We start from the raw sequence: 11,864 nt of genomic DNA, 5'->3' as shown, positions 1-11,864 counted from the left end.
CCCAGGGCTTCGCCCCGAGCGCACTCCGTCGACGCCGTACCACTTCAGAGCGACGATAGGCGACGCTGGGCGAACGGTGCATGGCACGGTTCCGAGAGGCGCCGCCGACCATTTCCCGCATCGTTTCCTCAATAAGGTAGAGCCATGTCCTTCTCTGTAGCTGTAGCCGGAGCATCCGGATACGCAGGGGGCGAGTTGTTGCGACTGATCGCAGCCCACCCCGACTTCGACATCCGCACGGTGACCGCGCATTCCAATGCCGGCCAGCCCCTGGCATCCGTGCAACCGCACCTGCGCTCCCTCGCGCACCTGACACTGACCGACACCACACCGGAGAATCTCGCCGGGCATGATGTCGTTTTCCTCGCCCTGCCGCACGGCAAGTCAGGTGAGGTCACCGCCCAGCTGCCCGCGAACACCCTCGTTGTTGACTGTGGAGCCGACCATCGGCTCACCAGCGAGGCGGACTGGGCACAGTTCTACGGCGGCGAGTACTTCGGAGCCTGGCAGTACGGCGTTCCTGAACTTCCCCTTGCCACCGCATCCGGGCCGGTGAAACAACGGAACAACCTCGTTGGCGCCACGCGGATAGCAGCCCCCGGCTGCAACGCCAGCACGGTGGCGCTCTCGCTGGTTCCCGGCATCCTCGCCGGTGTGATCGAGGCAACCGACATCGTCTCGGTGCTCGCGGTCGGCCCGTCCGGTGCCGGAAAAGCCCTCAAGACCAATCTGCTCGCGAGCGAAATTCTCGGCTCAGCGAACCCGTACGCGGTCGGCGGAACCCACAGGCACATCCCCGAGATCGCGCAGAGCCTCCGCACGGCCGGTGCGACCGACGTGAGCATCTCGTTCACCCCGGTTCTGGTGCCGATGTCGCGCGGCATCCTGGCAACGAGCACCGCCCGCATTGTTCCTGGAACGACGACGGATGCCATTCGCGCAGCCTGGCAGGACGCCTACGGTTCCGAGACATTCGTTCAGCTCCTTCCGGAGGGCGAGTTCCCCCGGACCGCCGACGTGATCGGCGCGAACACCATGCTGATGGGACTCGCCGTCGACGAGGCCGCCGGTCGCGTCGTCGTTGTCACCGCCGTGGACAACCTCGCCAAGGGCACCGCCGGTGCCGCCATTCAGTCAGCGAACATCGCACTGGGACTCGAGGAAGCGACAGGGCTTCCTCTGAACGGAGTAGCGCCATGACCGTCACAGCAGCACAGGGATTTGAAGCGTCGGGAATCGCGATCGGACTCAAGGCATCCGGTGGCAAAGACCTGGCCCTCGTCGTCAACCGCGGCCCTCGCCACTCATCGGCTGCCGTGTTCACGAGCAATCGCGCACAGGCCAACCCGATCCTCTGGTCGAAGCAGGTCATCGATGATGGAACGGTCAGCGCCATCGTGCTGAACTCCGGGGGAGCCAACTGCTTCACCGGGCCGCAGGGCTTCCAGACCACACACGCAACGGCTGAAGCCGTCGCTGCAGCGCTTGAGGTGTCAGCGGGCGACGTCTTGGTCTGCTCCACCGGCCTGATCGGTGAGCAACTCGATCGCGACAAACTCCTCCCCGGGGTCGCCACAGCGGCCGCTGAGCTGAGCGTCAACGGTGGTGACGACGCGGCCGAGGCCATCCTGACCACGGACAGCCACCCGAAGACGGCGGTGTTCGAAGGCGACGGCTGGGTGATCGGCGGAATGGCCAAGGGTGCCGGAATGCTCGCGCCTGGACTGGCCACCATGCTGGTCGTGCTCACCACAGACGCCGACCTTGCCAGCGACCAGCTCGACCGCTCACTGCGCGCGGCCACCCGGGTCAGTTTCGACCGACTCGACTCGGATGGCTGCATGTCGACCAACGACCAGGTTTCGCTCCTGGCGTCTGGTGCATCGGGAGTGTCCCCGGACGCAGACACCTTCACGGCGGCCGTCCGTGAAATCTGTCTCGACCTCGCCCGCCAGCTGCAGGGGGACGCCGAGGGTGCGAGCCACGACATCACCATTGAGGTGCGCGGCGCCGTGACCGAAGACGACGCCGTCGAGGTGGGTCGCTCGGTTGCGCGCAACAATCTCTTCAAAGCCGCGGTGTTCGGCAACGATCCGAACTGGGGTCGGGTGCTCGCCGCAATTGGAACCACCCAGGCACCGTTCGACCCGTACGCCGTCGACGTCACCATGAACGGTGTTCGGGTGTGCCACGCCGGCGCCCCTGACGCTCCGCGCGAAGACGTCGACCTCAGTGAACGGGCGGTGTCCGTTGTGATCGACCTCAAGGAAGGCACCGAGTCGGCCACCATCCTGACCAATGACCTCACGCACGATTACGTACACGAGAACAGCGCGTACTCAAGCTGATGATGACGTCACACACAGCAGCCACAAGCGAGGCCATCGCGAAAGCGTCAGTGCTCATCGAGGCCCTGCCCTGGCTGAAGCGCTACCACGGCGCGATCGCGGTCGTGAAGTTCGGCGGCAACGCCATGGTCAGCGATGAGCTCACACGGGCGTTCGCCGAAGATATGGTGTTCCTGCGTCACGCCGGGCTCAAGCCGGTCGTCGTTCATGGCGGAGGCCCCCAGATCTCCGCTCGACTGACCGAGCTCGGGATCGAGAGCGAGTTTCGTGGCGGTTACCGCGTCACCACGCCCGAGGCCATGGCCGTCGTCAAGGACGTGCTCACCACGAACGTCAACGCGCACCTGGTTGACCTGATCAACGAGCACGGCGATTTCGCTGTCGGGTTCAGCGGAGAAGCGGCTTCCGACGACAACCGCGCGTCCACCCTGTTCACCGGTGCACGGCGCGGGGCGATCGTGGACGGAGAGGCGGTCGACCTCGGACTCGTCGGTGACGTCGTCTCGGTTGCACCGCAGGTGGTGCTCGACGCGATCGACGCCGGACTCATCCCCGTTGTCTCTTCGATCGCGCCAGACGGGGACACCCCAGGTGCGGTGCTAAACGTGAACGCTGACTCCGCGGCATCCGCCCTGGCCGTCGCTCTCAACGCAGACAAGTTCCTCATCCTCACCGACGTGGCCGGACTGTACAGCGACTGGCCCGACCGGGAATCGCTGGTGTCCGTCATCACCACGCGCGAACTGAGGGCCCTGCTTCCCTCGCTGGAATCGGGAATGATCCCGAAGATGACGGCCTGCCTCGAGGCGGTCGACGGCGGCGTTCGAAACGCGGCCATCATCGATGGTCGACTCGAGCACTCCATCCTGCTTGAGGTCTTCACCCAGCGGGGAATTGGAACACAGATTGTGGGGGAGGACTCATGAAGGACTGGCACCTCGTCGCCGCGCACGACATGATGCGCGTCTTCGGTGAACCGCAGGCGTTGCTCACCCACGGCTCGGGCTGCACTGTGTGGGATGAAGACGGGCGGGAGTACCTCGACTTTCTCGGCGGCATCGCGGTCAACGCGCTTGGGCACGCACACCCGGCGCTCGTTGAAGCGATCGCCACCCAGGCGGCCACCCTCATCCACGTGTCGAACTTCTTCGTCACGGCACCGCAGCTCGAACTCGCCGCGCGGCTCAAGCGGCTGGCTGGAGCCGGCGATGCCGGCCGGGTGTACTTCGCGAACTCCGGCGCTGAAGCGAACGAAGCGGCGTTCAAGCTCGCCCGCCTGAACTCAGGTGATGGTCGCCGGACGCGCATCCTGGCCCTCAAAAATTCCTTCCACGGTCGCACAATGGGCGCGCTCGCGCTCACGGGCAAGCCGTCGATCCGCGAACACTTCGAGCCCATGGTCGCTGGCGTGACTCACATCGACGTCACACTTGAGGCGCTCGAGGCCGCATTCGACGACTCGGTCGCGGCGATCATCGTCGAACCGATCCAGGGCGAAGCCGGAGTGCGCGAGCTGCCTGCCGGTTTCCTGGCGCGTGCCCGTGACCTGGCAACGGAACACGGAGCGTTGCTCATCGTTGATGAGATTCAGACCGGAGCGGGCAGAACAGGATCGTGGTTCGCCTTCCAGGACGAGGGCATTCTTCCGGATGCCATCACCCTGGCGAAGGGAATCGGGGGAGGCATGCCGATTGGCGCCCTCGTGACGTTCGGCGCAGCATCCGATCTCTTCACACCGGGACAGCACGGGTCGACGTTCAGTGGCAATCCGCTGGCGACCGCCGCAGCCAACGCCGTTCTCGCAGAGATTGAGGCGGCGGGTCTGCTCGAGAACGCCAGGGCCCGCGGGGAACAGCTGCGCGAACTGGTTGCGCACATCGGCTCTCCGCTGCTCGGTGGCGTGCGCGGACGCGGGCTGCTCCTCGGGATCGAGCTCACCCGGCCGATCGGTCCTGCGCTCGTGGCTGCCGCACTCGACGAAGGGCTCATCATCAACGCGCCCAACCCCGAGACCATCCGGCTCGCCCCGCCGCTGATCGTCGGCGATGCGGAACTCGCCGAGTTCGACAGGCGATTCCGCGCAGCGCTTGCCCGTGTGGCCGCAGCGACGAGCGACACATTCTCAGACTCAGACACCACAACCACGATTGCAGGCACGAAATGACCCGGCACTTCCTCCGCGACGACGACCTGAGCCCCGCCGAGCAGGCCGCGATCCTCGATCTCGCGATCGAGCTCAAGCGCGACAGGTTCTCGCGTCGTCCCCTCGAAGGACCGCAGACCGTTGCCGTCATCTTCGACAAGTCGTCGACGCGCACCCGGGTGTCCTTCGCGGTCGGCATCGCCGATCTCGGTGGTTCACCGCTTATCATCTCGACCGCATCGAGCCAGCTCGGTGGCAAGGAAACGGCAGCGGACACCGCGCGGGTGCTTGAGCGCCAAGTTGCCGCCATCGTGTGGCGCACGTTCGGCCAGGCCGGGCTCGAAGAGATGGCGAAGGACACAACCGTTCCCGTCATCAACGCGTTGAGCGACGAGTTCCACCCGTGCCAGCTGCTCGCCGACCTGCTCACCATCCGTGAGCACAAGGGAACCCTCGCTGGGCTCACCCTCACCTTCGTCGGTGACGGCGGCTGCAACATGGGCCACTCCTACCTGCTGGCCGGTGCGACCGCCGGAATGCACGTGCGCATCGCCTCACCCGAGGGATTCACGCCTGACCCAGCCGTTGTGGCCGACGCAACGCGTATCGCCGCATCAACGGGTGGCTCCATCGCCCTGTTCGATAACGCGCGTGAAGCGGCAACCGACTCCGACATCCTCATCACCGACACCTGGGTGTCGATGGGCAAGGAAGAGGAAAAGGCAGCACGCGTCGCCGTGCTCAGCCCCTACCGGGTCGACGCCGAGATGATGGCGCTCGCGAAGGAGGACGCGGTGTTCATGCACTGCCTCCCGGCCGACCGCGGTTTCGAGGTCACGGCAGACGTCATCGATGGCCCACAGTCGATCATCTGGGACGAGGCGGAGAACCGCCTCCACGCCCAGAAGGCGCTGCTCGTCTGGCTGCTCGAACGGGCCTGATTGTCCGGCGTTCTCGCGCCGACAGCTTTACTAAACTGATTTCACACGTATTACAAGGAGAAGATCGTAATGGCGGAACGCGTTGTACTCGCATACTCGGGCGGACTTGACACCTCAGTAGGCATCGGATGGTTGAAGGATGCCACGGGCAAAGAGGTCGTGGCTCTCGCCATCGACGTCGGACAAGAGGGCGAGGACATGGAGGTCATCCGCCAGCGTGCCCTCGACTGCGGCGCCGTCGAGTCCGTTGTTGTCGACGCACGCGAAGAGTTCGCCAGCGACTACCTCATGCCGGCCCTCAAGGCCAACGCGCTGTACCAGAAGCGGTACCCGCTCGTCTCCGCACTCAGCCGCCCGCTCATCGCCAAGTACTTGGCTTCGACCGCCAAGGAGCTCGGCGCGAACAGCGTCGCTCACGGCTGCACGGGTAAGGGCAACGACCAGGTCCGCTTCGAGGCAGCCGTCGCCGCACTCGCTCCCGACCTGACCAGCATCGCACCGGTCCGCGACCTCGCGCTCACCCGCGACAAGGCGATCGTCTACGCCGAGCAGCACAACCTCCCGATCGCCCAGTCGAAAAAGAGCCCGTACTCGATCGACCAGAACGTCTGGGGTCGCGCCGTCGAGACCGGCTTCCTCGAGGACCCGTGGAACGCCCCGATCGAGGACCTCTACACCTACACGAAGAACCCGGCCGATGCAGGCGCACCGACCGAAGTCGTCATCACCTTCGACCAGGGTGTTCCGGTTGCCTACGACGGAAAGTCGATCACGCCGCTCCAGGCCGTCGAGCTCATGAACCGCATCGCCGGCGACCAGGGCGTCGGCCGGATCGACATCGTCGAGGACCGTCTCATCGGCATCAAGAGCCGCGAGGTCTACGAGTCTCCCGCAGGCATCGCGCTCATCACCGCACACGAAGAGCTCGAGAACATGACTATCGAGCGCGACCTGGCTCGCTACAAGCGCACCGTCGAGTCGAAGTGGGCAGAGCTGGTTTACGACGGACTCTGGTTCTCCGGCCTCAAGAAGGCGCTCGACGTTTTCATCGACGAGACCCAGAAGCACGTCTCGGGCGACATCCGCCTCAAGCTGCACGCCGGCTCGGCTGTTGTCACCGGTCGCAAGAGCTCCTCGAGCCTCTACGACTTCAACCTCGCCACCTACGACACGGGGGACACGTTCGACCAGTCGATGGCGAAGGGCTTCATCGAACTGTGGTCGCTGCCGAGCAAGATCTCGGCCCGTCGCGACGCCGGCCAGGAGTAAGCGCCATGTCGGGTGACGACTCCACCAACCGGGCGAGTGAAGCGGGTGCCCTCTGGGGCGGCCGCTTCGCCAGCGGGCCGTCACCCGAACTGGCTCGCCTGAGCAAGTCAACGCAGTTCGACTGGCAGCTGGCCGCTTACGACATCGCCGGATCCCGGGCACACGCTACCGCGCTGCAGTCCGCCGGCTACCTCTCCGAGAACGAACTGGCGTCGATGCTTGAGGCACTCGACCGTCTGGAGGAGGACGTCGAGTCCGGCGCGTTCACCGCGGCGGAGTCTGACGAAGACGTGCACTCCGCGCTCGAGCGTGGCCTCATTGAACGAGCCGGTGCTGAGCTCGGCGGCAAGCTCCGCGCCGGTCGCAGCAGGAACGACCAGATCGCGACGCTCGTGCGCCTGTACCTGCTGCAGCACTCGCGCGTTATCGGACACCTCGTCGTCCAGCTCATCGACGCCATCGCCTCGCAGGCTGAGGCGCACGGCGACGCCCCGATGCCCGGACGCACCCACCTGCAGCACGCGCAGCCTGTGCTGCTCGCACACCACCTTCTCGCTCACGCCTGGCCGCTGGTTCGCGACCTCGAGCGCCTCGTCGACTGGACCCGGCGCGCGTCGGCATCGCCGTATGGGTCTGGAGCGCTTGCGGGAAGTTCGCTTGGCCTTGATCCGCACCTTGTGGCATCCGAACTGGGCCTCGACCGTCCGACCGAGAACTCGATCGATGCGACAGCCAGCCGCGACGTTGTCGCCGAGTTCGCGTTCGTGACCTCGCTCATCGGCATCAACCTGTCGCGTTTCTCGGAGGAGATCATTCTCTGGAACACGCGTGAGTTCGATTTCGTCACCCTCGACGACGGCTATTCGACCGGTTCGAGCATCATGCCGCAGAAAAAGAACCCTGACATCGCCGAGCTCGCTCGCGGCAAGTCGGGTCGCCTGATCGGCAACCTGACCGGTCTGCTCGCCACCTTGAAGGGCCTGCCGCTCGCGTACAACCGCGACCTGCAGGAAGACAAGGAGCCCGTCTTCGACACCGTCGAAACGCTCGAGGTGCTGCTTCCAGCCTTTACCGGAATGGTTGCGACGCTGAAATTCAACACCGAGCGGATGGCCGAGCTTGCCCCGCAGGGCTTCTCTTTGGCGACGGATGTTGCCGAGTGGCTCGTGCGCCAGGGCGTCAGTTTTCGAGACGCTCACGAAATTTCCGGCGAACTGGTGCAGTTCTGTGAACAGCGCGGCCTCGAACTCCACGAACCGTCGGACGAGGAGCTCGCCGGAATCTCGGCACATCTGGTGCCGGCCGTTCGCGGTGTGCTCACAGTCGAAGGGTCGATTGCGTCGCGCAACGGCGTCGGCGGGACTGCGCCTGACCGTGTTGCTGAGCAGCGCAACCAGCTGACCGAACGGGTGCGAGTGCTGTCGCAGGCCCTTCGCGCCTAACCGTGTTCGATCGCGCGTTCTTTGAACGGCCGGCCGTCGAGGTCGCGCCTGACCTGCTCGGTGCCGTCCTCCGTCACACGACCGAGGACGGCACCGTCGGGGTGCGCATCACCGAGGTGGAGGCGTACATCGGCCAGGGCGTTGACCCGGGTTCGCATGCCTTCCGGGGTAAGACCGCCCGGAACGCGAGCATGTTCGGTGAGCCGGGGCACCTGTATTGCTACTTCACCTACGGGATGCACGTCTGCGCCAACATCGTCTGCTCACCCGACGGAGTTGCGTCGGGTTGTCTGATCCGCGCCGGTGAAATCGTCGAGGGCATCGAGCTGGCCCGATGGCGCCGGACGACGTCAAAGACCGACCGCGACCTGGCCCAGGGGCCGGCGCGACTCGTCGTCGCCCTCGGCATCAGCCTGAGTGACGACGGCAGTGACCTTTTCGCTCCACCGTTTTCGCTCGAACGCGCTGCGGCGCCGGTCGAGCACCTGAGCGGACCAAGGACCGGGCTTGCCGGGGGAGCCGATCTGCCCTGGCGCTTCTGGATTCCGGGGGAGTCCAGCGTCTCGCCGTACAAGAGGCATCCCAAAGCCTGAGTAAGCGGCAGGGTGTGACACCTCGGTGCACATACCAGCTCAGTGAAAAACTCAGCTCAGCGCAAAGTAGAACAGGCCAGCGCTCGACGACGCCCAGATCAGGCTCGCGAAGGTGCCGATGATGAATCGCTCCCGAGCCTCGGGAGCTTCGAGCTCGGTGAACCGGCCGACACCCTTGATGGCCACGATGATCGCGATGGCTTCGGGAAACCCCGCCATGAGTGTGGCGGCGACGGCGAATCGCTCGAGGTAGCCGATCGTTCGTCCGCCTCGGAGGACCTCGTGCTGCGCCGCGGGACTGGTGCGCACAACACCCTGCCGGTTGCGCTCCGGCTCGGTGACCAGAATGCCGCCGAACAGTCCCGGGCGAACCAAACCGCGAGTGGCGAGTTTGAGGACGTAACTGGTGGCGATGCCGCCGCCAAGCACGGCGATGGCGAGCGAAAGCAGCCCGAGCGCCAGAAGCACTCCGAGCCAGACCTCGGGCGACGGAATCGCAAGCAGCCCGAGATTTGCAGCGAGCAGACCGGCGGCGATAAGAATCCAGCGAGGTTTCTGTCGCCAGTGCGCCAGCGCGATGACCGTCAGGCAACCGACAGCAAGCAGGAGAACCGCGACCCAGTAAAGCGTCACGGGAATCGCGCCGACGATTGGTGTCACGCCTGGGCCTCCTCGCTTCCGTTGATGGTGTCGAGTAGCCTAACAAGCGCCTCAGACGCTGCCCGTTCGACACGGATGCCCGCTGCCCGAGCGCGCAGGCTCGCGGCCCCAGCGGTTATCCCGAGCCGGTCGGCCGACTCGGATTGGGTCAGTCCCGTCGAGAGCAGGTCGAACAGTTCCCAGCCTCCATCGGTTCGACGTTCTCTGAGGTGAAGCAGGAGAGTGACGAGCGACTCAACGTCCGTGCCACGGATGCTCCGCGAAGGCTCTTCCTCATTCCCGGCCAGAGTGAGTGCAAACCGGGTGGCCTGCTTTTTCGCGCGAGTGACGGCATCCCGCGCTGCATAAAATGCCTCGCCCGTCGCCTCCCGAGTGTCCGAGGGAAGAGGTTCCCGGACCGAACCGACCCCGACGCCGACGCTCCAGTCGCCATTCCGCGTGAGCTCGAGAACGAGGGTCAGAACCAGCTCGGCATCATCGACCAGGAGCTGCAACTCGTCTCCGGCCGTCCGATCAGCGGGGAGCGACAGTTGTGCACCATGCTCAGAGTTCAGCGCGACGAGAGTCTCTGCGACCTTGTCCGCGCTGTGACGGCTGCCGACCTGGTCAGCGGTGACGACAAACATGGCGCTCCTTCGGTTTAGTCCACAAGCTGAACTAGCTCGATATTAGGAAATAACCTAAACCATGTCAAGAGTGAGGTCTGAGCCTCACAGCGGCACGGATCGGACGGTGGCCGCTGATAACCTGTCAGTCGTGTCAACGTCACTTCTTTCGAGCCAAGCGAACGACCCCACCTTTGATGACATCTGGGAGGAACTCGTCTGGCGCGGCCTCGTGCACGTGTCGACAGACCAGGGCGAACTGAAAGAGCTGCTCGCGGGTGACCCGATCACCTACTACTGCGGCTTCGACCCGACGGCCCCCAGCCTGCACCTCGGAAACCTGGTTCAGCTGTTGCTGATGCGCCGCATCCAGCTGGCCGGCCACAAGCCGCTGGGCCTCGTCGGCGGATCGACGGGCCTCATCGGTGACCCGCGCCCAACAGCGGAGCGCACACTCAACACACGAGAGACCGTCGCCGATTGGGTCGAACGGCTGCAGGGCCAGGTCTCTCGCTTCCTCAGCTTCGAGGGCGACAACGCTGCGCGCATGGTGAACAACCTCGACTGGACGGCGCCGCTCTCCGCCATCGACTTCCTCCGCGACGTCGGCAAGTACTTCCGTGTCGGAACCATGCTCAAGAAGGACGCTGTCAGCGCGCGCCTCAACTCTGACGCCGGTATCAGCTACACCGAGTTCAGCTACCAGATCCTGCAGGGGATGGACTTCCTCGAGCTCTACCGCAGCTACGGCTGTGTACTCCAGACCGGAGGCAGCGACCAGTGGGGCAACCTGACGAGCGGAACCGACCTCATCCACAAGGCCGAGGGAAACAGCGCGCACGCCATTGGCACGCCGCTCATCACCAACTCCGATGGCACGAAGTTCGGTAAGAGCGAGGGCAATGCTGTCTGGCTCGATCCCGAGATGACGAGCCCGTACGCGTTCTACCAGTTCTGGGTCAACTCCGATGACGCTGACGTCATCGCGCGGCTTAAGGTCTTCACCTTCCTTTCCCGTGAAGAGATCGAACGACTTGAGGGGGTTGTCGCAAGCGAGCCTTTCCGTCGCGAAGCTCAGAAGCGACTCGCTTACGAGGTCACGTCTCTCGTTCACGGAATTGAAGCAACGGATGCCGCGATCGCCGCGTCCGCAGCTCTCTTCGGGCAGGGCGAATTGACGGGCCTCGATGCACCGACGCTGGCTTCCGCGATTTCGGAGCTTCCAAACGTGACAGCTCCGCTCGGAGTTTCGCTCACGCAGCTCCTTGTCGACACCAAGCTCACCTCGAGCATCGGCGAGGCCCGGCGGGCCATTGCCCAGGGCGGGGTTTACCTCAACAACGCCAAGGTCACCGATGAGGCAGCCGTTCTGAATGACACGTTGGCCGGGGGAGTTGCTGTGCTTCGTCGAGGTAAGAAGACCCTGGCCGGAATCTTCACCGAGTAGCGTCGCTCCGAAACCGTCGACCGCGGCGGGATTCCGGGCCGACACGCCCGGCCTGCAGAAGCAACTTGCGAGCCGGCCAGACTCTACGTAGAGTAACTACTCGTCACCCCAAAGGTGCGGCTGAGCTTAGCTCGCCGGCCTCATGCGGAACAAACTTCTTCAGACAGAAGGCACCTGATTTCAGGTTAGTCAGCGTCTGAAGATGGCCCTTCATCAGGGTCCAGCTCGATACGAGTTTCGAACTTCGGTTCAAAATCGCGTGGTCAGGCTGGCGAATAACTGGTGCTAGGGTAGAGAAGTTGCCCTGCGGAGCAGCCCTGAGGGGTGAAAAGCGGGAGCATCCGATCCTTGAGAACTCAACAGCGTGCACAATGTCAAATGCCAAATACCCGTTGACTCGGCCTTTTCTGGTTGGG

Annotated in this window: 12 protein-coding genes; 9 read left to right on the top strand and 3 right to left on the bottom strand. The window is 64.6% G+C overall.

The window, feature by feature from the left end; translation table 11 throughout:
* The first annotated feature begins 144 nt into the window (after positions 1 to 144).
* From argC to D9V28_RS12755, 8 genes are all read left to right on the top strand, one after another.
* Positions 145 to 1,200 carry an N-acetyl-gamma-glutamyl-phosphate reductase gene (gene argC / locus D9V28_RS12790; RefSeq protein WP_121660156.1) on the top strand — a complete coding sequence of 352 codons (1,056 nt, stop codon included), beginning with the start codon at positions 145 to 147 and terminating at the stop codon, positions 1,198 to 1,200.
* Positions 1,197 to 2,348: a bifunctional glutamate N-acetyltransferase/amino-acid acetyltransferase ArgJ gene (gene argJ / locus D9V28_RS12785; RefSeq protein ID WP_121660155.1), complete on the top strand. Its 1,152-nt coding sequence runs from the start codon at positions 1,197 to 1,199 to the stop codon at positions 2,346 to 2,348. The genes argC and argJ overlap by 4 nt, the downstream gene beginning before the upstream one ends.
* A 2-nt stretch (positions 2,349 to 2,350) precedes the next feature.
* Complete coding sequence (argB, locus tag D9V28_RS12780) at positions 2,351 to 3,274, top strand: acetylglutamate kinase (RefSeq protein ID WP_371870012.1); 924 nt, start codon at positions 2,351 to 2,353, stop codon at positions 3,272 to 3,274.
* Complete coding sequence (locus tag D9V28_RS12775; RefSeq protein ID WP_121660153.1) at positions 3,271 to 4,512, top strand: acetylornithine transaminase; 1,242 nt, start codon at positions 3,271 to 3,273, stop codon at positions 4,510 to 4,512. The genes argB and D9V28_RS12775 overlap by 4 nt, the downstream gene beginning before the upstream one ends.
* Positions 4,509 to 5,432, top strand: coding sequence for an ornithine carbamoyltransferase (argF, locus tag D9V28_RS12770; protein WP_121660152.1), 924 nt, complete (start codon positions 4,509 to 4,511; stop codon positions 5,430 to 5,432). Before D9V28_RS12775 ends, argF begins: the two co-directional genes overlap by 4 nt.
* 69 nt (positions 5,433 to 5,501) lie before the next feature.
* Positions 5,502 to 6,701, top strand: a complete 1,200-nt coding sequence (locus tag D9V28_RS12765) for an argininosuccinate synthase (protein ID WP_121660151.1) — start codon at positions 5,502 to 5,504, stop codon at positions 6,699 to 6,701.
* 5 nt (positions 6,702 to 6,706) lie between these two features.
* A complete protein-coding gene (gene argH / locus D9V28_RS12760) occupies positions 6,707 to 8,143 on the top strand; it encodes an argininosuccinate lyase (RefSeq protein ID WP_121660150.1) in 1,437 nt (478 codons plus the stop codon).
* 2 nt (positions 8,144 to 8,145) lie between these two features.
* Positions 8,146 to 8,736: a DNA-3-methyladenine glycosylase gene (locus D9V28_RS12755; protein WP_121660149.1), complete on the top strand. Its 591-nt coding sequence runs from the start codon at positions 8,146 to 8,148 to the stop codon at positions 8,734 to 8,736.
* Between the two features lie 51 nt (positions 8,737 to 8,787).
* On the opposite strand, the gene D9V28_RS12750 is transcribed toward D9V28_RS12755, so the two are convergent.
* A complete protein-coding gene (locus D9V28_RS12750; protein WP_121660148.1) occupies positions 8,788 to 9,396 on the bottom strand; it encodes a hypothetical protein in 609 nt (202 codons plus the stop codon).
* Positions 9,393 to 10,022, bottom strand: a complete 630-nt coding sequence (locus tag D9V28_RS12745) for a DNA-binding protein (RefSeq protein WP_121660147.1) — start codon at positions 10,020 to 10,022, stop codon at positions 9,393 to 9,395. The genes D9V28_RS12750 and D9V28_RS12745 overlap by 4 nt, the downstream gene beginning before the upstream one ends.
* Positions 10,023 to 10,152: 130 nt before the next feature.
* Between D9V28_RS12745 and tyrS the strand changes: the two genes are divergently transcribed.
* Positions 10,153 to 11,448, top strand: a complete 1,296-nt coding sequence (tyrS, locus tag D9V28_RS12740) for a tyrosine--tRNA ligase (protein ID WP_229728146.1) — start codon at positions 10,153 to 10,155, stop codon at positions 11,446 to 11,448.
* 103 nt (positions 11,449 to 11,551) lie between these two features.
* On the opposite strand, the gene D9V28_RS16160 is transcribed toward tyrS, so the two are convergent.
* The coding region (locus tag D9V28_RS16160; RefSeq protein ID WP_220700505.1) for a hypothetical protein at positions 11,552 to 11,864 on the bottom strand (313 nt) is incomplete at its 5' end.

Source organism: Mycetocola zhadangensis, assembly GCF_003668565.1.
Taxonomy (GTDB): Bacteria; Actinomycetota; Actinomycetes; order Actinomycetales; family Microbacteriaceae; genus Mycetocola_A; species Mycetocola_A zhadangensis.
Note: the sequence above shows the minus strand (reverse complement) of the source record. Positions and strands in the feature narration are given on the sequence as shown.